General features: G+C 39.2%; 18 protein-coding genes and 3 pseudogenes. 12 read left to right on the top strand and 9 right to left on the bottom strand.

Annotated features, from left to right (window positions below):
* Position 1: 1 nt before the first annotated feature.
* Positions 2–301, bottom strand: a complete 300-nt coding sequence (locus tag P4S61_RS21170) for an isoamylase early set domain-containing protein (RefSeq protein WP_145235928.1) — start codon at positions 299–301, stop codon at positions 2–4.
* 645 nt (positions 302–946) lie between these two features.
* Between P4S61_RS21170 and P4S61_RS21165 the strand changes: the two genes are divergently transcribed.
* Positions 947–2,860 (top strand): putative bifunctional diguanylate cyclase/phosphodiesterase, encoded by a 1,914-nt coding sequence (locus P4S61_RS21165; protein ID WP_145235932.1) that lies wholly within the window; start codon positions 947–949, stop codon positions 2,858–2,860.
* 90 nt (positions 2,861–2,950) lie between these two features.
* Positions 2,951–3,910, top strand: coding sequence for a hypothetical protein (locus tag P4S61_RS21160; protein WP_337119157.1), 960 nt, complete (start codon positions 2,951–2,953; stop codon positions 3,908–3,910).
* Here the strand turns inward: P4S61_RS21160 and P4S61_RS21155 are convergent.
* The gene (locus tag P4S61_RS21155) at positions 3,870–4,895 is read right to left on the bottom strand and encodes a GGDEF domain-containing protein (RefSeq protein ID WP_182758259.1); all 1,026 of its coding nucleotides are present in this window, start codon (positions 4,893–4,895) and stop codon (positions 3,870–3,872) included. The genes P4S61_RS21160 and P4S61_RS21155 overlap by 41 nt on opposite strands.
* Before the next feature lie 211 nt (positions 4,896–5,106).
* On the bottom strand, positions 5,107–5,535 hold the full coding sequence (locus P4S61_RS21150; RefSeq protein WP_145235943.1) for an Lrp/AsnC family transcriptional regulator: 429 nt from the start codon (positions 5,533–5,535) through the stop codon (positions 5,107–5,109).
* A 204-nt stretch (positions 5,536–5,739) separates the two neighbouring features.
* Between P4S61_RS21150 and P4S61_RS21145 the strand changes: the two genes are divergently transcribed.
* The 4 genes and pseudogenes from P4S61_RS21145 to P4S61_RS21130 all read left to right on the top strand — a co-directional run bounded on the left by P4S61_RS21145 (position 5,740) and on the right by P4S61_RS21130 (position 10,374).
* A complete protein-coding gene (locus P4S61_RS21145; protein WP_145235948.1) occupies positions 5,740–6,945 on the top strand; it encodes an aspartate aminotransferase family protein in 1,206 nt (401 codons plus the stop codon).
* A gap of 44 nt (positions 6,946–6,989) precedes the next feature.
* On the top strand, positions 6,990–8,024 hold the full coding sequence (astA, locus tag P4S61_RS21140; RefSeq protein WP_149980153.1) for an arginine N-succinyltransferase: 1,035 nt from the start codon (positions 6,990–6,992) through the stop codon (positions 8,022–8,024).
* Positions 8,025–8,042: 18 nt separating this feature from the next.
* Positions 8,043–9,523, top strand: a pseudogene (gene astD / locus P4S61_RS21135) (succinylglutamate-semialdehyde dehydrogenase).
* 47 nt (positions 9,524–9,570) lie between these two features.
* Complete coding sequence (locus tag P4S61_RS21130; RefSeq protein ID WP_337119156.1) at positions 9,571–10,374, top strand: DUF1338 domain-containing protein; 804 nt, start codon at positions 9,571–9,573, stop codon at positions 10,372–10,374.
* Between the two features lie 147 nt (positions 10,375–10,521).
* Here the strand turns inward: P4S61_RS21130 and P4S61_RS21125 are convergent, their stop codons facing one another.
* Both P4S61_RS21125 and P4S61_RS21120 read right to left on the bottom strand, forming a co-directional pair.
* A complete protein-coding gene (locus tag P4S61_RS21125; RefSeq protein ID WP_145235968.1) occupies positions 10,522–11,802 on the bottom strand; it encodes a flavohemoglobin expression-modulating QEGLA motif protein in 1,281 nt (426 codons plus the stop codon).
* Positions 11,803–11,868: 66 nt separating this feature from the next.
* On the bottom strand, positions 11,869–12,684 hold the full coding sequence (locus P4S61_RS21120; RefSeq protein WP_337119155.1) for a redoxin family protein: 816 nt from the start codon (positions 12,682–12,684) through the stop codon (positions 11,869–11,871).
* 246 nt (positions 12,685–12,930) lie between these two features.
* Here P4S61_RS21120 and P4S61_RS21115 point away from each other — a divergent pair, with 246 nt between their 5' ends.
* The 5 genes from P4S61_RS21115 to P4S61_RS21095 all read left to right on the top strand — a co-directional run bounded on the left by P4S61_RS21115 (position 12,931) and on the right by P4S61_RS21095 (position 16,728).
* On the top strand, positions 12,931–13,188 hold the full coding sequence (locus P4S61_RS21115; RefSeq protein WP_149980149.1) for a DUF3081 family protein: 258 nt from the start codon (positions 12,931–12,933) through the stop codon (positions 13,186–13,188).
* Positions 13,189–13,190: 2 nt separating this feature from the next.
* Complete coding sequence (locus tag P4S61_RS21110; RefSeq protein WP_337119154.1) at positions 13,191–13,493, top strand: hypothetical protein; 303 nt, start codon at positions 13,191–13,193, stop codon at positions 13,491–13,493.
* Positions 13,494–13,599: 106 nt separating this feature from the next.
* Positions 13,600–15,198 (top strand): AbgT family transporter, encoded by a 1,599-nt coding sequence (locus tag P4S61_RS21105; RefSeq protein ID WP_182731581.1) that lies wholly within the window; start codon positions 13,600–13,602, stop codon positions 15,196–15,198.
* A gap of 142 nt (positions 15,199–15,340) precedes the next feature.
* Complete coding sequence (locus tag P4S61_RS21100; protein ID WP_145235990.1) at positions 15,341–15,877, top strand: fused DSP-PTPase phosphatase/NAD kinase-like protein; 537 nt, start codon at positions 15,341–15,343, stop codon at positions 15,875–15,877.
* Between the two features lie 62 nt (positions 15,878–15,939).
* Positions 15,940–16,728: a hypothetical protein gene (locus P4S61_RS21095; protein ID WP_337119153.1), complete on the top strand. Its 789-nt coding sequence runs from the start codon at positions 15,940–15,942 to the stop codon at positions 16,726–16,728.
* A 50-nt stretch (positions 16,729–16,778) separates the two neighbouring features.
* On the opposite strand, the pseudogene P4S61_RS21090 reads toward P4S61_RS21095, so the two are convergent.
* Together P4S61_RS21090 and fdxA are read right to left on the bottom strand one after the other, a co-directional pair.
* Positions 16,779–19,009, bottom strand: a pseudogene (locus tag P4S61_RS21090) (DUF5916 domain-containing protein).
* Positions 19,010–19,143: 134 nt separating this feature from the next.
* Entirely contained in the window at positions 19,144–19,467 is a 324-nt protein-coding gene (gene fdxA, locus P4S61_RS21085; protein WP_337119152.1) for a ferredoxin FdxA, read from the bottom strand.
* 165 nt (positions 19,468–19,632) lie between these two features.
* Here fdxA and P4S61_RS21080 point away from each other — a divergent pair.
* Positions 19,633–21,242 (top strand): annotated as a pseudogene (locus P4S61_RS21080) (NAD(P)/FAD-dependent oxidoreductase).
* A gap of 72 nt (positions 21,243–21,314) precedes the next feature.
* On the opposite strand, the gene P4S61_RS21075 reads toward P4S61_RS21080, so the two are convergent.
* Positions 21,315–22,616, bottom strand: a complete 1,302-nt coding sequence (locus P4S61_RS21075; RefSeq protein ID WP_145236005.1) for a DEAD/DEAH box helicase — start codon at positions 22,614–22,616, stop codon at positions 21,315–21,317.
* Between the two features lie 197 nt (positions 22,617–22,813).
* Entirely contained in the window at positions 22,814–23,734 is a 921-nt protein-coding gene (gene dapA, locus P4S61_RS21070; protein ID WP_145236009.1) for a 4-hydroxy-tetrahydrodipicolinate synthase, read from the bottom strand.
* Positions 23,735–23,776: the final 42 nt, after the last annotated feature.

The raw sequence follows: 23,776 nt of genomic DNA, 5'->3' as shown, positions 1-23,776 counted from the left end.
CTTAAATACGTTGTGTATTGACTATGCTATTTTCTGTACCAAAACTGTTTGCTATGTATCCATCGGCATGATGGTCATTGTCCCAAATAGTACCATTAACTAAATACCGAAAATGAAACTGTTGATCGTTCGGTAATCGCTGCTTGAGCTTAAAACATTGTTCTTTTTTATTAAACTTCATTGCAACAGGTTGCCAATCAGTAAATTCAGCGACTAACTGAACTTGCTCAGCCTGAGGATGCTGAAATTCAAATGTTACTTCAGCTTCGTTTTTAGTTTTAAAAAATCGTTTACTTAACATATTGGGCTCCAAACTAAACCTTAAGGTCAATTAATCCTTGCCACAGAAGTGCGTTCAACTACTCAACATACGCAGGGCTGTAAAATATTATTAGTGCGTGTTGACCTTTCAGAGTCAAAATCTTCAACCTTTAGGCTGTATGTTCGATCGGTATACTACGTTATCGCACAATTTATGTAGATAAAACACTACTATGTGCTCTGTCTAGCATAAAAACCAAACATACTGCGGTAAAAGTAAACTCAAAAAATAAACACGCTCTAGTTAAACAAAGTTATATTTATGCTTTATGACAGTGCGATTAAATAAATATTGCACCAAATGTGTGCAAATAAAGCAAAAAACACTCACTTTATGATTACCATCTTAATGACAGCAAGAACTAAACCAAGTTAATCACTGTCTGAATTGTGACCTTTAAAGTAGTTAACAAATAACCACTGGTAAAGTGAATTTATTTAATAGTTGAATTGAGTAAACGCTCAAAAAATACTGATAAAATAACATCTAACTGAAAAGATGTTCCTTATTCAGGGGCGTCATTAAAGAAATGTTTTGTCAGTTAGTCTTACAAACTATATACTGAAAAAAATGTGTAATACCTAATAACAAATTCATATAATTAGGATAAAATGGTTTAATGGAATGACTAAACTTTTTCGCTTACTCAGTATTGCCTTTATTGCTATATTTATTTTTTGCTTTAGCATGAATATTTTATTAACGAAACAAGTCAATACCATTAATCCGCAACAATCTAGTATTGCCACTCGCGCTTTTGATACTGCTACCACCCAACTAACGATGCCCTCTTGGTATAACCCGATATTAAATGGCCACTATATAGTTAGCAAAGACGGTACTGATTACTTACTAATTAGAGCAACAGATACACAGTTTATTACCGCTCAAGCATCATCCATCATCAATGCCACTATTTTATCACCTGTAAACTTTATTCTACTGATTTTAATAGGTTTATTTTTAACATGGTATTTTGGTAAACAATTAAACATAAAGCGTGAAAAACAGCTGATAGAACAACTTAATATACAAACAAAAAAAGTTATCGAATCATTTAATATTCAACTTCCTGAACTTGAGCATGCGACAGAAGTAACTCGTTTAAGCCAAGCAATTAATGCATTAACCAGCCATGTAGCTAATTATGCCCGTGAAACTCAAACCAGCATTTGCCAAGATAAATTGACTTTGTTGATTGACCGTCATGCTTATATCGAGCACCTAGACCGCCAACTCAACGGTGCTGAACTAAAAAATATTCACTGTGCCTTGTTATTTATTGATTTAGATGGCTTTAAGCAAGTGAATGACTCTTTTGGCCACAGTTTTGGTGATGAAGTATTGATTCAAGTAGCCGAACGCCTGGCTAGCGTATTACGCCATCATAAGCTTAATGATATCAATCCCACCAGTCTATTAGAGCAAAATTTAGCGCGTTTAGGGGGCGATGAGTTCTCTATTTTCATTAATAATATTGATTGCAACTCTAAAAGCTTAGATGTGGCACAGCATGTACTAAACGAAATAGAGCGGGACTTTGTTCTGGGTAATAAACTAATTAAGATCAGTGCCAGTGTCGGTATTGCTGTTTATCCTGAAAGTGCATCAACTCCCCATGCTTTGTTGCAAATGGCGGATGTTGCTATGTATCGTGCTAAAACCGATGGGCGTGGTATTTTTAAAGTCTATTCGCCAGAAATGGGTAATAAAATGCGTCGCTACCATTACTTACTCGAAGAGCTGCGTTTAGCCATTGCGTGTCATAATTTTCATTTATCATTTCAGCCTATTGTGCATGTTGAAGATTGCGCCATTGATTACTTCGAAGCGTTAGTGCGCTGGGACCATCCTGTTGAGGGGGCTATTTCTCCAGTGGAGTTTATTCCGATTGCAGAAGAATCAAACCTTATATTAGAGCTTGGTGATTGGATAATGCTAGAATCATGTCGACAAATGGCAGCTTGGCACAATGCTGGTATGCGCAAAGTTAAAATCTCAGTTAATGTCTCTGGCATTCAACTCAAACATCGCCCAATTCATGAATGGGTAATGAAAAAACTAGCCAAGACAGGGCTACCGCCCACTTCATTGATGTTAGAGATCACTGAATCGACATTGATCACCGCTAGCAACACTATCATTAATGAATTAGAGAAATTGCGTAAAGAAGGCGTCACTATTGCAATAGATGACTTTGGTACCGGTTTTAGCTCATTAAGTACCTTAGCTGATCTACCTATTGACGTAATCAAGATTGATAGATTATTCATAGCGCAAGCTAATGAAAACCCGAAATATAACAAAATATTAAATTCAATCAGTGAATTAGGTACTAAGCTTGGGCTTAAAATCGTTGCTGAAGGAGTTGAAGAAATCGCCCAGTTTGAATTAGTGAAACGCATGGGAATTAGTAGCGTACAAGGGTATTTAGTTAGTCGTCCGCAGTCATCTGTGAATGTTGGCAGTAAGGTACTACAAGGGAATGTTAATCATATCGCCGCGACGGGCACTGGCGTTTGGAACCTCGAAACTTAACGATTTGTCATTTAAAATTTTATTACCATGGAAATCTAGCTAAAAATAGATAATAATACTTAATAATTAGTATCCAATCCCCCATCTTACATGCTTAAAAAAAGTCTCTTTTCCTTAATCTCAATCGTAATTTTAGTTAGTGTTATTCTTACTAGCATGTCAATTTATACCTTATACAGCAAAAAGAAACTCAGTGTTGATCCTAAACTAAAAGAAATATCGGGGATCGAATTTGATAAATTCAAGCGCTTATGGGCAATAAATGATGGCGGTAATGAAGCAAAACTTTATCGTCTCAACGAGGACGGCTCTATCGCCAAAGAGGTACTGGTTACTAATGCAAAAAACATTGATTGGGAAGATATGACTCAGAATGATTTTGGGCACTTCTTTTTAGGAGACTTTGGTAATAATAATCAAGAACGTAAATGGCTCACTATTTATAAAATAGAAAATCCCATCGACATTAAAACTGATACCACCGAAGCTGAAATTATCAAGTTCACTTATCCAGAACTCGACGGTAGCCCTATCACTCCAGATAAACGAAACTTTGACCTAGAAGCATTTGTAGCCTTTGGCCGCCACTTATATTTGTTTACTAAAAACCGTACGGAACCGTTTGATGGGATTACAAATTTGTATAAAGTTGGCGATCATGCAGCGAATTTTGATGCGCAGTTAATAGATTCCTTTAAAACTTGTACAACGATGGAAAAGCTCTGTTGGATAACTTCAGCGGCACTTAGCCCCGATCGTACAAAGTTAGTATTACTAGATTCAACAAGCATTTGGTTATTTGAAAACTTTACTGGTGATAAGTTTTTCTCAGGAGACGTATCGCGGATAGATTTGGGTATTGTGACTCAAAAAGAAGCGATTACATTTTATGATGAAAATACCATTGTATTTACCGATGAAGAATTTAAAGGAATTGGCGGTAACGCCTATGTCATTAAACTCGATGAAGTAAAAAAACCATCATTAAGAAAATACCAACGGCGTCAGATTAAAATAAATCTATATCAGTGCTTTTGTCGTTTGAGTTAATTAAGTTATTTTCCATTAACTGTTCATAAAAGCACAGCCTATTGCGACCATTTTCTTTTGCATAATAAAGTGCCTTATCCGCATTTTCCAATACAGTAATAGGGAAATCATAAGGACTGATACGACACATGCCTATACTTACAGTCATATTTTCAACAAATGGAAAATGAGTGTCTCTGATCATCTCCATAAACTCATTCATTTTCTTTTCGATAGATTCAAAGTTAGTAGGTTCAAACACTATCACAAATTCCTCACCACCAAAGCGAAAAATCAAGTCTGTTGAACGCAGGAAGTGACGCATTTTTTGTGCAAGTAACAATAAAACCTCATCACCACAAACATGACCAAAGCTATCATTAATTTTTTTGAAATGATCAATATCAAGCATTGCTAACCAAGATGTTGAACTGAGCTTTCGCTTGCGATTATCATCCGTTTTAACCGTTTTATGCTGTTTAATTACTTGCTTTTCAATTAGCTGCTTTATTTTTTTATCAAATGTTTGCCTATTTAACAGACCAGTCAGTTGATCCCGTTCATTCTCATGCAAGATAAATAAATAATTTTCATAAATACGGCAAAAGGCATTAAGCAAAACCTGATCCGAGCTTTTTAAACCTTTGCAAACAACAGCAATTGCACCTATCGGCTTTTCTTGCAAAGATATTGGTAACCAACGTTTCTCGATACCATCAGCAGACTGTACAGTAATAATGCAAGCTGAGCGCAAACATGACAACAGTTCAGGCTCTGGTGAATCAACAACTTGACGTTGCGCCCACTCAAACTGATTACCATTGATTACTTTTAACGATATACTGCGCTCAATCGTTAAATCACTTTGCACGTCTAAATCCTTATAAACTACAATTTCTGTACAACCAACAAATTCTTGGATCGTCGAGATCAAGCTATATTCCAATGAATCTACATCACGGTTTTTGGTTATTTTAATTAGTGAATTTAATAAGTTTTCTTCCATAAGGATCCTGTATTCAAATAACTGAACATTCTTATTATGACTAATTACCCGTATAAAAGATTATAAAAATATAAATCAAACAAAAACGTCAATAAAGTTTGCTCTCATAATTACATTAACGAGTAAGAAAACCCAGTGCTAGTCGTAAGTGTAGTGTGTAAATACTGTTTAGTCACAATAGAAAGTATGACATTCTGTATTTATCGTCAACTTAGCGTTTAAATTTTGTTTCTAAAATAACAGAAGAAGTCGTACGTTCAACTCCATCTAAATTACCAATATCATCGAGTAAATGGCTGAGTTTTTCTAGATTTTGTGCTTGCACAACTGCAATTAAATCAAACTCACCACTGATAGCATACAATTGTGAGATGGCATCAATCTGCTTGAGCTCGAGGTTAGTTTTAGTGGTTAGTTTTTGCTTTACCTTAATCGATACATGGGCCGATACCATGGCACTTAAGTACGCATCGCCATAGTCAACACTGTAGCCCTTTATCACTCCAGTCTCTTCTAGCTTTAACATCCTACTTTGTACAGTTGAGCGTGATAAGTTAAGTGCCCTGGCAAGATCAGAAATACTCGCTCTGGCATTCGTGCGAAGTATAGAAAGTAGCTTTTCGTCTTGTATAGTTATCATATTGATTATTAACCTCGTCATTTTGTATTTTATTTTAATCATTTTTCACAAAATAGCACTGCAAATTTAAGCTTTGAACTCAGATAATAGCGGTAGTAAATAAGAAAAATTATTAAAGCACATTATTGCAGGGTAATAACGGCTTGATTAACCCATCAAATGCAATTTGTTTTTTTCATATTAAGCCAGAATTAGGTGTAACAAATGCAAGTAACAAGAGAATTATTCAACGACGTAATGGTCCCTAACTATAACCCATCAGAGGTTATTCCGGTGCGTGGCCAAGGTTCTCGTGTTTGGGATCAAAACGATAAAGAATATATCGACTTTGCTGGCGGTATTGCGGTCAACTGTTTAGGTCACTGTCACCCAGCCCTTGTTAATGCGTTAAAAGAGCAAGGCGAAAAAATCTGGCACTTATCCAATGTCATGACTAATGAGCCAGCACTTCGATTAGCTAAAAAAATCACCGACGCAACATTTGCAGACAAAGTTTACTTTGCAAACTCAGGCGCAGAAGCAAATGAAGCAGCGCTAAAACTCGCACGTCGTTTCGCATTGGATGTACATGGTGCTGATAAAAGCCAAATAATCGCATTTAACAAAGGCTTTCATGGTCGTACCTTTTTTACCGTAACTGTGGGTGGCCAAACCGCATATTCTGACGGTTTTGGTCCTAAACCAGCCGCAATTGATCATTGTGACTACAATGATTTAGCTGCTTTTGAAGCACTGATCAGCGATAAAACCTGTGCCGTAATGATGGAACCTCTGCAAGGTGAAGGCGGCATTATCTCTGCAAATAATGAATTTATCAAAGGTGTGCGTGCTTTGTGTGATAAACACAATGCATTGCTTATTTTTGACGAAGTACAAACGGGTGTAGGCCGTACAGGCTCACTATACGCATACCAAGAATTAGGCGTGACACCAGATATTTTAACAACAGCAAAAGCGTTGGGTGGCGGTTTCCCTATTGGTGCGATGATCACCACTTCTGATATTGCAGCACATCTTAAAGTGGGCACGCATGGTTCAACCTATGGCGGTAACCCGTTAGCGTGTGCAGTGGCAGAAGCGGCATTTGATACCGTGAATACCGAACAAGTGCTAAGCGGCGTTAAACAGCGCGAACAACTTTTCCGTGATGGTTTTGCAGCGATCAACGCAAAATACGACGTATTTAGTGAAGTACGCGGTAAAGGTCTATTATTAGGCGCCGTACTAAACAGCAAGTTTGAAGGGCGCGCTCGCGACTTCTTAGTAGCAAGTACTCAACAAGGGCTAATGAGCTTAGTTGCTGGTACTGATGTTATTCGTTTTACGCCTTCGCTGGTGATCCCACTTGAGGACATTAAAGAAGGTCTAGTGCGCTTTGAAAAAGCCGTAGCAGACGTTGTAAACGGTTAACCTAATTTAACGCCCTGTTTAGGGCGTTAATGGAGCACTTTTAAATGCAAGTATTACGTCCTATAACCGCAAATGATTTTGACTCACTAAAACAAATAGCAATAGAGTCAGGCCATGGTTTTACATCATTACCTGTTGATGATGCCTTGTTGCTAGAGAAAATTGAACGAGCAGAAAGGAGCTTTGCAAAAAACATTAATAAGCCTCAAGACGAGGGCTACCTATTTGTATTAGAAGACAGTGAAACAGGTCAAGTCGTTGGCACTACCGCGATTGAAGCGGCGGTCGGTATGAACGTTCCTTTGTATCACTATCATTTAGGTAAAACGGTTCATCATTCACGCACTCTTAACGTATATAACACCGTTGATATTCTCAGCATGTGTAATGATTACACCGGCTGCTCAGAGATATGCACACTATTTTTACGTGAAGATAGCCGCAAAGGGCTAACAGGACGTTTCTTATCGCGTTCACGCTTTTTGTTTATGGCTCAACACAGTGAGCGTTTTGCCGATACCATCATTGCAGAAATGCGTGGCGTTAGTGACGAAAACGGCCATTCTCCATTTTGGCAATGGCTTGAAGAACATTTTTTCAGTATTGAATTCCCACTAGCCGATCATTTAGTCGGCTTAGGCGATAAAGTATTTATTAGTGAATTAATGCCCAAGTACCCTATTTACGCCAACCTGTTAAGCAAAAAAGCGCAAGCTGTAATTGGTAAAGTACACGAGCACACTAAACCTGCACTAAAATTGCTTGAAAAAGAAGGTTTTGAGCATCGAGGTTACGTTGATTTATTTGATGCTGGGCCAACAGTTGAAGCCAAACTTGGCAATATACGTAGCATCCGTGAATCTCAAGTATGCCCTATTACCATAGGTGAACTTGATCATATTAATCAACAAAGTTCCGACACCTTAGCTATTTGTAATCAAGGCGTGAATGACTTCAGAGCCACTTTCACAAAACATGCACATTATAATCATGCTAAACATACCTTGATTATTAGCAGTGAAGTTGCAAAAGCACTTAAATTAAAACAAGGAGATGCAGCGCGGTTTTTCCGTCTGTAAACCTCTGTAGGAGTTTCTATGAGCGTTAATACGCACAACAGCCAACTAATCAATAACCAATGGCAAACTGGCTTAGGTCATGATTTCAGTTCAATAAACCCAAGTAACGGGGATATTGTTTGGCAAGGTAAAGCAGCAAGTAAAGAACAAGTAGACGCAGCGATTAAATCAGCTCGTCAGGCACACATTACATGGGCAAATACCCCAATTACAGAGCGTATTGCGGTTCTTGAACGTTTTGTCAGCCAGCTAAAAGAAAATAGCGAAGAGTTTGCGACTATCATTGCCCGCGAAACAGGTAAACCACTATGGGAAACACGTACCGAAGTGGGTGCTATGACAGGCAAAGTGGCGATCTCAATAAAAGCTCATAATGAACGAACAGGCACTACTGAAAATCCAATGCCTGGCGCTAAAGCTTTTATTCGTCATAAGCCGCATGGCGTAGTGGCTATTTTTGGCCCTTATAATTTCCCAGGCCACCTCCCTAATGGTCATATAGTACCGGCAATTTTAGCGGGTAATACCGTCGTATTTAAACCATCTGAGCTAACCCCACTTGTTGCTCAATACACACTTGAGTTATGGTTAAAAGCAGGCCTGCCAGCTGGGGTGATCAACCTTATTCAGGGTGAAGTTGACACCGGTATTGCACTTGCTAGCCACCAAGATACCGATGGGTTGTTTTTTACTGGCAGCTCAAACACAGGTCATTTATTACATAAGCAGTTTGCTGGACATCCAGGTAAAATTTTAGCGCTAGAAATGGGGGGAATAACCCGCTCATAGTTAAAGATGTGGCTGACGTAAATGCTGCCGTGCATGATATTATCCAATCCGGCTTTATAACTTCTGGCCAGCGCTGTACGTGCGCCCGTCGGGTATTTATTGCAAATACAGCTAATGGTAATGCTATTTTAGAAAAGCTGATCACCGCAACTAAAAGTATTAAAGTTGCAGACAGCTTTAGCGAAGAACAACCTTTCATGGGGGCTATGATCAGCGAAAAAGCCGCGCTTGGGATGGTCGCCGCTCAGCAACAATTGATTGATATGGGAGCTGAACCTTTAGTTGAACTAAAACACTTAAAACCAGGCACAGGTTTTGTAAGCCCTGGTATTATCGATGTAACAAATGTGGCCAGCATCGCAGATGAAGAACACTTTGGCCCATTAATTAAAATTTATCGCTATAGCGACTTTGACAGTGCAATTGTGGAAGCGAACAATACCTCATTTGGTTTATCGGCTGGGCTTTTAAGTGACTCAAGTGAAGATTATGAGCACTTCTTAAAACATATTCGCGCCGGTATTGTTAACTGGAATCGCCCAATTACCGGTGCATCAAGTGCCGCGCCATTTGGTGGTATTGGTGCCAGTGGTAACCACAGAGCGAGCGCCTATTACGCCGCAGATTACTGCTCATACCCAGTAGCCTCTGTTGAAGCACCAAGCGTTAGTTTACCAAGTACCCTTGCGCCGGGCTTAATTATTGAATAATCAGTCTGCAGCTTAACGGTTGCAGAAATTAAATTAAGGAATTAAAAATGCACACAGATGTAAATGCCCTTTTTGACAACTTATGGCAAAACTACCTAGCGGTAACACCGTCAGCTGTAAAAGTTCATGAGCTATTAGGCTCGACACAACAAGATGATGTGATCAACGACCATATTGCACTACGCACTTTCAATCATGAAAAAATTGGTCTGGAAAAGTTAGCCGCCCATTTCTTAGCCATCGGTTATAAAGAATGTGGTGAATATCATTTTGAAGCTAAAAAATTGTATGCTAAACATTATGAGCATACCGATCCAAAGCAACCAAAAGTATTTATTTCTGAATTACTTGTAGAGCAATGTTCTGAACAACTGCAAAACATCGTTAATGAGCTGGTTGCCAGCATAGATGCAGATGACGTAACCGCAGAAAACTTCTTATACTCAGGCACCCATTGGCAAGTAAGCTCTGAAACTTATAAACAGTTACTGGCTGAAAGCGAATATGCAGCGTGGATGTCAGCATGGGGTTACCGTGCTAATCATTTCACCGTGAACATTAATGAACTTGCCAAATTTGATAAAATTGAAGACGTTAACCAAGCGCTTAAAGATGCCGGTTTTGCCCTTAATATTTCAGGCGGTGAAGTAAAAGGCTCACCTGAGGTATTACTTGAGCAATCATCAACCCTTGCCGATGACTTTGCCGTAGAGTTTAGTGACACGACGATGAGCGTACCTAGTTGTTTTTATGAGTTTGCCCTGCGTTATGCGAAACCTGATGGTGAACTATATACCGGTTTCGTTGCTGCATCGGCCGATAAAATCTTTGAAAGCACCAATGCACGTTAATTAATCTAGATTCAGATCATAAGTGCATGTGTTTAAAGCTGGGTGCTTACTGGCTGATTTCATAAAGTACTTAGCTGTACGATAGAAAAAACGCAGTTGTAATGAACAACTGCGTTTTTATTGTTTTTATACTAGGATTATGAGTCACTATATAAATAGTGGTTTATAGTCGTTTTCTAACTGTTCAAATGACAAATCACCAATAAAACGGCCAAAACTAAGCCACGTTGCTAAACCACGTAAATCTTTAAAATGTGGTGGAACAAACTTAGGGTCTTCAATTACACCTAAATCATGTAATTGCGATATTAGTCTAAAGTCATCAATCGAGATTTTACCCACTAACAGCAAAGGTAATTGATCGATGCGGCCAAGTTGTATCGCAACCCGAATTAAATTGTAAACCAATACAAACCCTTTGATATAAGCGATATCTTTAGTAAATGGCAACCCTGTTGCGGTACTGCCACGAAATACTCGCTGGGCCAATGTATAGCTCTCATCTTTACTCAAGCCTTGAGCAACATAATCACGATATATATCAACAAACTCAGCCCCATCAATTACCTTGGTCACCGCTTGAATACGATTTACTAACTTCGCTAAACGTCGAGGTGTTGATTTAAGGGTGATGATTTCGGTTAGTACTGCCAGCCCCTCTTGTGTCACTGTTGAACTTGGCGTGCCTTTACTTAAACAGGTTAAGTATGGCTGAGCTAAACCATTTTGCGTTGTACCGACGTGGATCCAGCCCTCATGTACTTCTAAAATATCAAGCTCTCGTTGAGAAAACTTTACATCTTGATTTAGCTTAATATTATTAGCACCAGCAGCTGCATCACTGACGATCCCATCACTAATGACCACTTCAACATCGATACCTGGCATGCTTAAACGTACTTGTTCAGCTAGAATCCGAACGGCTTCATCAGCATCTATATTTTTAGGATCATCAGGTAAAATATCGGCCGCTAATAGATTTTTGAGCGGTAACTCAAGCATATTTGCAAGCTCTGATAACGATGGCTCACCGGCATGAAATAAATCTTTTGGATGACCAAACAACTCTACAGATAAATCATGAAATTCAGCAGTGCCACGGTATTCAAGCATACTTAATACTGTTTTGTACTCGCTGCACATTTTACTCATATATTGAGCGATAGGATTGAGTTGCCCAAGCTGGCTAATGATATTACGGTTTAGATCAGAAAATGCTTGGCGTAGCTCGCTAGGTACAAAACCTAGATCCCGTTGCTGATAATAGGCTTTATCAACCAGTGGATTTTTTTGACATTTTTGTCTAAAAAACTCTTCTTTTATGCTTTTATCCCAATTTATCGCATCTAAGATACGGATCGGGGTTTGTAGGGCGATTAATCGATCTGATAACTCGCGAGTTTTAAGTAATAACGCCTTATCTATCATGCTCTAAGCTCACTGATGAATGAGCCTAGAGGATAGGCTAGATTTGCTCATTTTCAAAGCAAATTATTACTTACTTTGCAAATTTACAGGGCTAGAAAAATCGCTGATACGATTGACCATGTGTCCATTTTTATAAATGACCAAGGTAGGCACACTACTGATTTTATTATCAATAAATAAATCATTACCGTGATCAATGTACACCGGATGTATGACTTTAAATTTTTCGATATATTCATCAACAGCGGCTTGATCTGTCCATAATTGGCTAACCCTAGCTTCAGTATCAATTCCCTGATTGGTTAATAGATTGATTTGCTTTTGAGCTGCGGCACAGTTTGTTGCCATCTTCGGGCGAGTGTCAGCTAAATACCAATCACACCACGTTGCCGTATATAATATTGCCTTTAAGCCATGCTCTGGAATAACTAAAGCAGTCGCAGCTTGCTTATTACCTTCATCTAACAAGTGGGCCTTTGCCACCATGCCGTCATGTGATAATAATCGCAGTGTATTATCAAGTGCTTTATCTGCTTCATGGCCTTGAAAAATCACTTTGCCCGTTTTATCGAGTAATACATGAAAAGGAGTGCCTATAAATTGATAATGCTGAGCAACTTTTGCGGTATGATCACTCATGATCGGCATGGTTAAATTAAACTGTTTTTTAACAGCTGCAACAGCAGTAGGATCATCATTTAGATCAATGTTAATCGCTATTGTATCAATTGTATCTCCATACTGTTCATAGGCCTGCTGAAAGTGTGGCATTTGCTCCATACACGGTTTACACCAAGTCGCCCAAAATTTTAAATACACAGGCTTTTTGCCAACGATTTTATTCAGCTCGAACAGTTCACCCTGTTGGTTTTTTAAAACCAAATTTGACTCATTTGCTAACAAATGTTGACTGCATGAAAAGTACAAAAAGACCCACAACAGCTTAATATATTTAAACTTCATCATTGTTATCCCTAAAATAAATACACCTTAGCATGGTCGCTTTCTTAGCTGATTGTAATTTTGCGACATCGGTGAACTTTTCGATCATTTATCATTACATGGTATAAACTAAATAGAGTTAGGTTTCGTATCAATTTAATTATCAAAGCAACATTTGGAGTAGTGATGAAAAATGACATCGAAGGAAAACAAATATTAGCTGTCTATGAGCAGATCATCCAACATGGTGAGATAAATAATGAAGGGAAACACTATAAAGGATTAACCGCATTTTCAGATATTGATGGTTATACCATTTATCTTAAAGGCAGTGGCGTATTGCTCAGATTTGGTTTTCACAACACCTATCATCTCGATTATGAACATGAGAAGCATAAAGATGACTTCCTTAAAAAGCTGGAAAATATAATCAATGAGGTGTAATTGTGTATAACAGCAAACCCCGCATTCGCCCAGCTAACAAGCACAACCAACATACAGATTTTATAGCCAAGGTTGTGCAACAATTACGCGACGATGAAAGTAAGCTTGCCATAATTAAAGGTAATCTTGAGGAGTATCGGCAACAACGGTTCCTGAAGCGAGGGTTTTTAACTGCAATCGAACGATTCGACTGGGTGTTTGAAGCTTCTGATAATATTGAAGAAATTTGTCAGCAAATCTTAGCGGATGACTATATTGGCCAGCGATTACGTCGCTATCCATTACTTTTCAAAGGAATTCTATAGCCTAATTGACAGTTTATCGTACCCATCTGGTAAACCACCGTTTATTGATGATAATAATGCTTAAAAATGATAGATTGCGGAAATTTTAAATTTTAAGAGCCTTGCTATGTCAAAAGCCGTCGACACTGCCGACTCATCGAGTGAAGAAAAACAATCGGGATTATTTAACCGATTTTTAGCCTCTGTTGAGTTTTTGGGGAATATGTTACCCCACCCAATCACCTTGTTTGCCCTATTTTGTGTGGCCATTATTGTTTTCAGTGGTATTGCTGATTGGTTTGGATTAACTGCAATTGATCCTCGCCCAATTGGCTCCGCAGGTCGTGAAGCTGACGGCGTTATCGAAGTTGTGAGTCTATTAAGTGCTGAAGGCTTACAACGTATCGTCACCGGTCTTGTTACTAATTTTACTAGTTTTGCCCCTTTAGGCACTGTGCTTGTTGCACTATTAGGTGTCAGCGTTGCCGAACATTCAGGGCTATTATCTGCTGCAATGCGTGGCATGGTAATGGGGGCATCAAAACGCTTAGTTACTTTTATGGTGGTATTTGCCGCTATATTATCTAATACCGCATCTGAACTTGGTTATGTTGTATTAATCCCTTTAGCCGCAATGATCTTCCATAGTTTAGGGCGTCATCCTTTAGCCGGCTTAGCCGCTGCTTTTGCTGGTGTATCAGGTGGTTACAGTGCTAATTTATTGTTAGGTACGATTGATCCATTGCTTGCAGGTATTACGACTCCGGCAGCACAAATGATTGATCCAACTTACCAAGTTGGCGCTGAAGCAAACTGGTATTTTATGATGATTTCAGTTTTATTGATTGCCGTATTAGGCACCATCGTTACTGAAAAAATTGTTGAACCCCGCCTTGGAAAATACAACCCCGACGATGCCAGTGCTGATCTGGCGCAGAATAATATAGAAGGCTTAACTGCTAAAGAAAAATCAGGCTTAAAATGGGCTGGATTTTCTTTATTGTTAGTATCACTACTACTTGCTTGGACAATCGTGCCTGCAGATGGCATTTTGCGCCATCCTGAAACAGGCTTATTTGCCCACTCGCCTTTTTCTAAAGGGATTGTGGTATTTATTTTTATTACCTTTGGTATACCAGGTTTCGTTTATGGCCGTGTAGTAGGCACCATGAAAAATGATAAAGACGTGATCAACGCAATGAGCAAAAGTATGAGCTCAATGGGCATGTACATTGTATTAGTATTTTTTGCCGCGCAGTTTGTTGCCTTCTTTAAATGGACTAACTTAGGGACTATTTTAGCCATAAATGGCGCTGCTATGTTACAAGCCCTCAATCTGACTGGTCCTGAAGTATTTGTGTTATTTATATTAATGTGTGCATTAGTTAATCTAAGCTTAGGTTCTTCATCTGCACAATGGGCAATCACTGCGCCAATATTTGTACCTATGCTCATGTTGATTGGCTATGCGCCAGAGACCATTCAGGCGGCTTATCGGATTGGTGATTCTGTCACGAACTTGATCACCCCAATGATGAGTTACTTTGGCTTGATCCTCGCCGTTGCCACTAAATATAAAAAAGACATGGGAATAGGCACTTTAGTCGCCACCATGCTGCCTTATAGTATGATTTTCTTTGTCGGTTGGGTTGCTCTGTTTTATTTGTGGGTGTTTGTATTTGGTCTGCCAGTAGGGCCTGGCTCACCAATTTATTACACACCTTAATAACCGATAAATAATGCCAGCTGTTGCTGGCATTATTATTGAGTAACTCTAACCTGTTTGAAAAACTAAACTATCTGCTTTAATAATAGTAACTACTTATACAATTGCCACATTACTAGCAACTTCAACGAGATCTAAAATTATGAAAATAGTATTTTTTATTATCACTTTAGCATGTTCTTTGATCAGCATAACAAGTTATGCGCAGCCACTCCCATCAGTAAATATAAAGTCCGTTGCATTAACTAATTATGCGAACCCGCAACAACACATCTATACTGCAGGACAACCTTCTAAAGAGCAATTTCAGCAGCTTGCAAAGCAAGGTATAAAGTATGTGATTAATTTACGCGGGGATGGGGAAAATAATTGGGATGAACAGGCTTTAGTGACCAATTTAGGACTGCAATACTTTTCACTGCCCATTTCATCAAGAGCCGATATCAATATTGAAAATGCAAAAAAGCTGCAGCAATTATTAGCGCAAGCATCTGAGAGCCCAACATTACTGCATTGTGCAAGTGGTAACCGAGTTGGTGCACTGATTGCACTTTATAACGCAATAGAGCTTAACCAACCAATTGAAAAAGCGATTGAAACAGGTAAGCAATGGGGCTTACAAGGTCTTGAACCTGTGGTAAGAGACGCCATAGCAACCTATAAAATAAAAGAGCATTAAAATAACACGTTAGCTATGTTAAAATGTTTAACTATTTTGTTTAACTTTAAATGGATTTAACAATGAAAAATATCTTTCTGTTACTCAGTTTATTCTGCACTTGTAGCTACGCGATAGAATTACAAAAATATCCTCTTGTACTTGAGTCATCAAGTGGCGAGCAAGTGACTATTATTAATACCCTTGATAACAGCCAAGCATTGGTCAAAGTCGTTGGGGTAAATAGTCCTATTGACGAAGTGGTTTTTTTAACCGCTCTGAGACCTCACGGAAGTATACAAGCTTACAAATACACGTTTGACGGGGAACAGCGAGCACTCGTCACGAAAGAGCAAGGTTATAGCTGTTGTAGCTACACACTATATTTGCCAAATAGCCGCCAAGCAATTTATTTGAGTGAACTAAAAGATAAGCGAGCAAAAGGAATAAGCGAAGATACCTATGCACAATATATAAGCCAACTTGAGCAAGGTATTCAGTTAAAACTAGCTAAGTTTGATCGCGATAATGCAATTAAACAATCACAAATCGCACTTACTGACGCTAGTAAAGAGCTAAATTTACAGTGTGAGAAAGACATAGCCACCTCAGTAAATTGGCAAGCACTTGATGATAAAACCTTACAAACTTATGCCGTTGGCGCATATTGTGCACAAGTAGCCAACTCATTAGCAAAGCAATGCCAACAATCAGCTAAATTTAAAGCTAAAGTACAACAATTTAATCAGGTTGATTGTGAATTTAGTAATGAACTAAAACTGCGTCATACCGACTCATTAATCAAATTTACTACAGCGCCAAAAGCACCAAACCAACAACAGTTTGTTGATGCGTATTTTCGTAATTTATAGCAATAAAAAAAGCCCTTAGTTAAATACTAAGGGCTTTTTTAAAATGTAATTTAAAGCTGCCATGCATAACTTAATTTAGTAAAGAAAGTACGTTGATCGCGTTCTATACTTTTTAATGAGTCATCTTGATAGCCTTTATCTGAATAACCCAAGTAAAATAATGTTTGTGCGTTAATTTTATATGAGTAAACAAGCTGACTGCCATAATCTCGGTTGATGTGATTTACAGCAAAGTAATAAGCATTTTGATTTCGGTCGATATCTTCAAACTGTAAAATCAGTTTCAGCATCGAGCGCATATTAAATTTATAATAAATTCGTAAATCGGTTAGATTCGCTGTAAATACATTTTCACCTTGTGGGTTATCTAAACGGCTATAACTGTGTTCAAGCTGTAGTTGCCAATGATCATTGATGTCCCAGGTAAGTTCTGGCTCTAGAGTAAATAAATCACCTAACTGCTCATTACTGTAATCTATTTTACTACCAAACTCACTATAGAGCGTAATACGTAAATCTTTGCTTGGGTTAAAACCACCATAAATAAAGCCGATATTTTGATTATAAAAATCATCTTTATAGCTCTCATTACGATGGATCAAACCAAACTCTAAGGATGACTGTAATTGGCCTTTTAAAAAAATATACCCTTCGTACTCTTCTTCAAGCAAGCTACCATCTTGCGCCCAGGTTTTGTCCCAATCAACATTATAAGAATATTCGGTTATCATCTCACTTGCGTCTAAGTACCAAGTTTGCCCGCCGCCTAGTAACACTTTTTTATAATCTACTTTTCCTTGATAGCCAACATCGGTACGATAATCCTCACCAATATCTTCGTAACTGGCAAGTAGCTTATAATCCCGTTTCTCGCGAGCAAACTCGATCTTATAAGCTTGATCAGATTGATTTTTCTCCAAGCCATAATTATCAGTTAAAAAAGCGGAGTTTTTAGTATCAGAGGTAGCAACTTGATACAACACACTATCTGTTTGATTAAACCAATAACTACCATCTACCGACAGTACGGTATTGTGATAGTCATTCGCTTCACGGTGGGTGCTCATCACCCCAATAGTGCCCTGCTCGCCAATGTCGTATTGATATCGGCCAACCGCTGACTTTGATTTTTCAGCTAAATTAGCAAAGCCAGAACCTTGGTTAGTCGGTAAAAAAGACTGGTATTTTCATCATCGGCATACATAAAAGCATAACTATGTGCATCTGTTTTACCGGTTATTTTGGCGCCAATTTCAGGCTCGGCAATTGTACGAGTATATAAAAGCTCAAATAAACTGCTTTTGAAATACGATGCACCATCTAAAAAGAACGGGCGTTTCTCAGCATAATAAATAGAGTATGTGGTATTGACATCCAACTCTAAACTATCGGTCTCTACTTGCGAGAAATCGGGATTAATTGTGGCATTAATAACCGCATCTTGGCTGATCCCCCAACGTAAATCGAGTCCAGCTTCAGTCTCAATATCACCATTTTGCCAATCCCCTGGTACAGCCTCTTTCACATCATTGCGAAGAGCGGTCAAGGTCGGTGTTAATTGAATATTTTTGCTCGGCTCCATGGCATTAAAGCCTGTTATTTTATCAAACTGGCAAAAACTGCATTTCACGTCGCGGTCAAAACCTACATTGGATAATTGATATAAAACATCTCGAGGATAATTACGCCACAGCGCAACCCCCCATGTCATATCGGCTTTATTTTTAGGAAAACGCAATGCAGTGAACGGGATGCGCATCTCTACGGTATAACCTTGGTCAGTTATTTGCCCTGCACTGTCCCAAATCGCATCCCACGATGGGTCTTCAGTCCAGCCATCGGTATCGGTCATGCGCATATCACCTTGTGCACCGAGTGGATTTACGTAAAACTCATAACCTGTTCGCTCATCGTTAAAAGTATCAATCATCAATGCGACATTATCATCCGACCATAATGTATCGCGATCTCGAAGTGCTGCACGTATTTGACTGGGATCATTATCATAAGCAACAAAACCAAGATATAAATAGTTGCCATCTTCATAGATATAAGCGTCTGTTTTTACAGGTGGTATGCCTTTTTCGTTGGGTTCATTTTGATAGCGTAAAGGGATTAAAGTGGCTTGTTGCCAGTGCGGTTCGCTCAACTCACCATCAAGATCAATACCTTGATCAATGTGCGCTAAACTAAATTGTTGTTGCTCAGCGTGTGCAAACGTACTACATAAAGCGAAAGCTAAAACCCAGACAGGTAACGTTATTAATTTTATATACTGCATAAACATCCATTTAATACTCAGTTACTCGGATGAGTAAGTTAAGTAGCAATTGTAATTCACGCAGGTACATTTGTTAATAGTTTGATTGTAAAAATGTTATTTTAATTAACTAATCAAGACAAAAAGCTGAGATTTTAGGTCTCAATTAACTTTAATTTATCGGCCACACCATTCCAGGTATCGGCATCTTCAGGGGCTGGTTTTACATCAGTGATACGCGGCCAAATAAAAGCAAGTTCGGCATTCAGTTCGGTGAATTCTTGTTGCGAATCAGGTAATTCATCTTCTTGATAAATTGCTTCAGCGGGGCATTCTGGAACACATAAACCACAATCAATACAATCAATCGGACTGATCGCCAAGAAATTAGGGCCTTCATAAAACGCATCTGCTGGACACACTGCTACACAGTCAGTGTATTTACACTTTATACAGTTTTCAGTGACTACAAATGCCATTTTAACGTTTGCCTAACATATCTTAATACAGCTGGAGATCATACCCAACCACAGCCAAAATACAATAAATAATCGCTGCCATCGAGGCATAAATTAACGTAAAATAGTCCGTTATTGTGAGCAACTCGCGTCAGCGACTGCTAAGACACCTAACAGAGACTAAATATGATACGTTTAACAGAAATTAAGCTGCCACTTGATCATGGCGAAGATGCCATAAAGCAAGCAATTATAACTAAACTTGGCATTGATAACAGCCAACTCCATAGCTTTAATGTCTTTAAACGTGGTTACGATGCCCGTAAAAAAACGCAATTTTACTTATTTATACCCTCGACATTGAGGTTGATAATGAAGCGCAATTATTAATTCAGTTTGCTAAAGACCAACATGTAAAACCAGCCCCTGACACCAGCTATAAATTTGTTGCTCAAGCACCAGCAACGATTCAAGAACGTCCTGTGGTAATAGGCTTTGGCCCTTGTGGACTGTTTGCTGGTTTAATACTGGCGCAAATGGGATTTAAACCCATTATTTTAGAACGTGGTAAAGAAGTACGTGAACGTACCAAAGACACTTTCGGTTTTTGGCGAAAACGTACTCTAAATACCGAGTCAAACGTGCAATTTGGTGAAGGCGGCGCAGGAACATTCTCTGACGGAAAACTTTACAGCCAAGTTAAAGATCCAAAGCATTATGGTCGTAAAGTAATCACTGAATTTGTAGCTGCGGGCGCACCAGAAGAAATTATGTATGTCAGCAAACCGCATATTGGTACTTTTAAGCTGGTTACGATGATTGAAAAAATGCGTGCAAGTATTGAAGCGCTCGGCGGTGAAATTCGTTTTAGCACCCGCGTTGATGACATCCTACTTGATGATGGCCAAGTAACAGGACTGAAATTATCCTCCGGTGAACAACTTGATACCCGTCATGTTGTGCTTGCGGTAGGTCACAGCGCACGTGATACATTTAAAATGGTATACGATAAAGGGATTTACGTTGAAGCAAAACCGTTTTCAGTTGGTTTTAGAATTGAGCACAAACAATCTATGATCGATGAATGCCGTTTTGGTGATAATGCTGGTAACCCGATTCTTGGCTCTGCAGATTACAAACTGGTTCACCATTGTCACAGCGGCCGTACTGTTTACAGTTTTTGTATGTGCCCAGGCGGTACTGTGGTTGCAGCAACCTCTGAAGAAGGTCGCGTGGTAACGAATGGCATGAGTCAGTATTCTCGCAGCGAACGCAACGCTAACAGTGCCATTGTTGTGGGGATTTCTCCTGAAGAAGATTTCCCAGGTCATCCATTAGCCGGTATTGATCTGCAGCGAAAACTAGAAGAGCAAGCCTTTGAACTAGGTGGTAGTAATTACGATGCACCAGCACAGTTAATTGGCGACTTCTTAAAAGGTAAAGATTCAAGTGACTTAGGCGATGTAAAGCCTTCATACACACCAGGTATCAAACTCACTGATCTAGCAAATGTGTTACCTAAATATGCAATTGATGCCATTCGTGAAGCAATTCCTGCATTTAATAAGCAAATTCGTGGTTTTTCATCAAACGATGGCTTATTAACTGGCGTTGAAACCCGTACTTCATCACCAATTTGCATTAAACGAGATAAAAGCATGCAAAGTATCAATACCCAAGGCCTATACCCTGCCGGTGAAGGTGCGGGTTATGCAGGTGGTATTCTTTCCGCAGGCATTGACGGTATAAAGGCCGCTGAAGCATTAGCGTTATCTATGCTTGAGAAAAATAGCTAAGTAGTTTTTCACTGTTCACAAAAAAGCCTCATTTATTGAGGCTTTTTGGTGTTAATGACTTAACTTATACCATTATTTCTTTAACGAAAGTTTGGCACCTTTGAGGGTTTTACGTACGTTTGAGATACGTGAACGGTTTTTAGCTCGCGCTTCACCAGTTGCTTGACCTGATGGTTTATTTGAATGGCTACGACGCAAATGCGATGGTTTTTTGCCAATTTTATCAATCAGTACTTCACGGTTACTTACTTCATAACCTGGCAAGTATTCACGCTGAATTTTTTGACCGATTAAGGTTTCAATTTCAAACAACATATTTTCTTCTTCGCGGCTAACAAATGAGATTGCTTGACCTTGTTTACCGGCACGACCTGTGCGACCAATACGGTGTACGTAATCTTCAGCAAGCCATGGTAAGTCAATATTAATTACACGTGGTAGGTCATCAATATCAATCCCGCGAGCGGCAACTTCTGTAGCCACAAGCACACGTACTTTACCCGCTTTGAAATCACTTAATGCACGACGACGGTTACCTTGGGTTTTATCACCATGGCACACAGCAGCCGGGATACCATCTAAGTTTAATTCTTTAACTAGCTCATCAGCCGTTTCTTTCATGTTAACGAACACTAACACTTGCTGCCAGTTTTTCTTACCGATCAATTCAGAAAGCAGCTCTTGTTTACGGCGCTCTTCAACTGGATAAACCACGTGATGAACGGTTGCAGCAGTGCTGTTGGTTTGATCAACACGGACAATTTCAGCTTGCTTGAGTACTTTGCTAGCAAACTGTTTAATTGCCGCTGGGAATGTTGCAGAGAACAACAAAATTTGGCGATCTTCAGCACAGCCATTGATCACTGTTTGCATATCACCAATAAAGCCCATATCAAGCATACGGTCAGCTTCATCGAGCACAAGATGTTGTACGTCAGCAAGGCTTAGATTACCTAAACGAATATGATCCAGTAAACGACCCGGTGTTGCGACTACGATATCGACACCCGCTTTTAAGCCATTAGCTTGACCTACCGTACTAACACCGCCAAATAAACTCACAGTTTTAAGCTTGGTGTACTTTGCAAAATCAGTAAAATTATTTGCAATTTGCTCTGCAAGCTCACGGGTTGGTGCTAGCACTAAGGCACGTGGTGCATTAGTTTTTGTGTATTCAACTTCAGATAATTTTTGAATAATTGGTAAAGCAAAAGCAGCTGTCTTACCGGTGCCTGTTTGGGCACTGGCTAAAACATCTTTGCCTTTACGTACTGCTGGAATAGCATTACGTTGAATGGGCGTAAGGGTGTGATAGTTAAGTTCATCTAACGCCTGAAGAAGTTCAGGGGCAAAACTAAAAGATTTAAAATTCATGCTGTATAACCTGCGGCCACATTATCAAGGGTCGCAAATTATACAGCAATTTAAGGCAAACAGTTAGTTTTTAAATATATAAACCAACTAGAATTACCTTTTCTCTTCTACAGCCATTTTTGTGTTTGACCTTTTCAAAGCATACTTTGCTAAGCAATAACAACAATGGTTGGCGATCTTTTAAAGCCCAAACTAAATTATGGCAGAATAATTGTATTTTCTAAATTTAATGGTGTGGCTTTAGAGCCACCTACAACAGCAACATCATCAAGTTGATTGATCAACGTAACCCCTTGCGCTTGCTGCTGCTCATTTAATGGCACATAAGGTAATCTAAATACAGGCTTGACTGCACCTGTCATCATCAATGCAGTATTAATTGCAATTGGATTTGGCTCACAGAACAACCAACTGATCAAAGGTTGTAATGACGCGTTCAGCGCATCGCTTTTGCTGTCCATTAATTGACGATACAAGCCAGGAATTAAATTAGAGGTTACCGAGATCACGCCATGCGCTTTATAAGTATGGCGAGCATCATGTGCTTCATCGTCATTACCAGACCAACAAGCAATGCCTTGTTGCTCGTAGTGCTCAATGCGTTCATTACCACCACACTCTTTAACACCTATAAAATTTTCGTGTTGTGCTAACGGTTCAATTATATCAGGGGTTAAATCTTGCCCCGTGCGCCCTGCTACGTTATAGATAAACGCAGGACCAATTGCCAGCACTCGTTTGAAGTGTTCAATTACACCGGCAATCGATGTGCGGCCATAATAAGGGTTAATTTGTAGTGCTGCGTCCATACCGCTGGCAAAGCCATACTCAGTCGCTTTAACGGCTTCGCGGGTATTGTTACTGCCAGTGTTACCAACAATCACCAACTTATCTGCATACTTATTAACGCTGTGCGCAATCAGCATTAAATGCTCTTCCCAGTTCATTAACTGGCCTTCACCTGTGGTTCCACCGACCACAATACCATCAACACCGGCGGCGATTTGCTGTTCAACTAAATAATCATAGGTGGCTAAGTCAATTTCACCACTGGCTAAATAAGGCGTTTTAATTGCTGTGATGAGGCTTGCTTGTTTAATTTGTTCTAGGGTGCGCATAAAAAATTAATCTTAAAAAACTTGCCGTAGTTGTAACATAAA

This window comes from Pseudoalteromonas sp. B160 (assembly GCF_037162485.1).
In the GTDB taxonomy this organism is placed as follows: domain Bacteria; phylum Pseudomonadota; class Gammaproteobacteria; order Enterobacterales; family Alteromonadaceae; genus Pseudoalteromonas; species Pseudoalteromonas rhizosphaerae.
Note: the sequence above shows the minus strand (reverse complement) of the source record. Positions and strands in the feature narration are given on the sequence as shown.

Excerpts from the sequence above, each read along its gene's own strand:
- P4S61_RS21170 (WP_145235928.1), bottom strand. The coding sequence starts at position 301 with ATGTTAAGTAAACGATTTTTTAAAACTAAAAACGAAGCTGAAGTAACA.
- P4S61_RS21165 (WP_145235932.1), top strand. The coding sequence starts at position 947 with ATGACTAAACTTTTTCGCTTACTCAGTATTGCCTTTATTGCTATATTT.
- P4S61_RS21160 (WP_337119157.1), top strand. The coding sequence starts at position 2,951 with ATGCTTAAAAAAAGTCTCTTTTCCTTAATCTCAATCGTAATTTTAGTT.
- P4S61_RS21155 (WP_182758259.1), bottom strand. The coding sequence starts at position 4,895 with ATGGAAGAAAACTTATTAAATTCACTAATTAAAATAACCAAAAACCGT.
- P4S61_RS21150 (WP_145235943.1), bottom strand. The coding sequence starts at position 5,535 with ATGATAACTATACAAGACGAAAAGCTACTTTCTATACTTCGCACGAAT.
- P4S61_RS21145 (WP_145235948.1), top strand. The coding sequence starts at position 5,740 with ATGCAAGTAACAAGAGAATTATTCAACGACGTAATGGTCCCTAACTAT.
- astA (WP_149980153.1), top strand. The coding sequence starts at position 6,990 with ATGCAAGTATTACGTCCTATAACCGCAAATGATTTTGACTCACTAAAA.
- P4S61_RS21130 (WP_337119156.1), top strand. The coding sequence starts at position 9,571 with ATGCACACAGATGTAAATGCCCTTTTTGACAACTTATGGCAAAACTAC.
- P4S61_RS21125 (WP_145235968.1), bottom strand. The coding sequence starts at position 11,802 with ATGATAGATAAGGCGTTATTACTTAAAACTCGCGAGTTATCAGATCGA.
- P4S61_RS21115 (WP_149980149.1), top strand. The coding sequence starts at position 12,931 with ATGAAAAATGACATCGAAGGAAAACAAATATTAGCTGTCTATGAGCAG.
- P4S61_RS21105 (WP_182731581.1), top strand. The coding sequence starts at position 13,600 with ATGTCAAAAGCCGTCGACACTGCCGACTCATCGAGTGAAGAAAAACAA.
- P4S61_RS21100 (WP_145235990.1), top strand. The coding sequence starts at position 15,341 with ATGAAAATAGTATTTTTTATTATCACTTTAGCATGTTCTTTGATCAGC.
- P4S61_RS21095 (WP_337119153.1), top strand. The coding sequence starts at position 15,940 with ATGAAAAATATCTTTCTGTTACTCAGTTTATTCTGCACTTGTAGCTAC.
- fdxA (WP_337119152.1), bottom strand. The coding sequence starts at position 19,467 with ATGGCATTTGTAGTCACTGAAAACTGTATAAAGTGTAAATACACTGAC.
- P4S61_RS21075 (WP_145236005.1), bottom strand. The coding sequence starts at position 22,616 with ATGAATTTTAAATCTTTTAGTTTTGCCCCTGAACTTCTTCAGGCGTTA.
- dapA (WP_145236009.1), bottom strand. The coding sequence starts at position 23,734 with ATGCGCACCCTAGAACAAATTAAACAAGCAAGCCTCATCACAGCAATT.